Source organism: Actinomyces sp. HMSC065F12, assembly GCF_001814535.1.
Taxonomy (GTDB): domain Bacteria; phylum Actinomycetota; class Actinomycetes; order Actinomycetales; family Actinomycetaceae; genus Pauljensenia; species Pauljensenia radingae_A.
The window spans coordinates 1-625 of record NZ_KV816979.1 but is presented as its reverse complement, the minus strand read 5'-3'; the positions used below and the strand labels follow the sequence as shown (position 1 = coordinate 625).

Below are 625 nucleotides of genomic sequence, written 5' to 3'. Positions count from 1 at the left end.
CCCAGCAGGCCAGGGCGAAAGTCCCTGCGGCCATGGTTGTACGCTCGGGTTGACTGGCACGAAAGTGGAGCGAGCTTCAACCCCGATCTGGTATCCAAAGCTCTGGTCGCCGATATTCCGGTGCTGGAAGTCAGCCAAGGGCGGGTGCCAGGTGGTACCAGGTGCTCAAGGTTCCCGTGGGCGACAAGGCATGTATGGTAACCAGCCTGCGACTGGCGTGAGCGTCGCCTAGTCATCGTCCAGCTCGGCAGTCCACGTAGGGCAGGGCAGATCAACACCCGCATACGCCTGGGTGAGAACATCTTGCAAGCTCGTACCGCACGCCTGTGCCACCAGTTCCAGGTGCATTGGGGGAATCGGGGTAGCGCCTGCCATGTACCCACGCACCACGTGGGCATCAAGGCCACACGCCGACGCAACGTCCCGATCCGACAAACCCCAGTACGCGGCACCACGACGAAGAAGAAGGGCAACACGATCCACTAATTCATTCATGTCTTTCCTTGTGGGACGAAAAGTAATTCCACGCGCACCAAAATAAAAATAAACTCACTTACACGTGGCAATTTATTGAATGAAATGGGCGATGTGAAAAGGGCATAAAAAAGCACACCCATGGCATAGA

General features: G+C 56.6%; 1 protein-coding gene. It reads right to left on the bottom strand.

Going from position 1 to position 625, the window contains the following annotated elements; genetic code table 11:
* Window positions 1-228: 228 nt before the first annotated feature.
* Entirely contained in the window at window positions 229-495 is a 267-nt protein-coding gene (locus HMPREF2975_RS05915) for a hypothetical protein (RefSeq protein WP_070726491.1), read from the bottom strand.
* Window positions 496-625: the final 130 nt, after the last annotated feature.

Excerpts from the sequence above, each read along its gene's own strand:
- HMPREF2975_RS05915 (WP_070726491.1), bottom strand. The coding sequence starts at position 495 with ATGAATGAATTAGTGGATCGTGTTGCCCTTCTTCTTCGTCGTGGTGCC.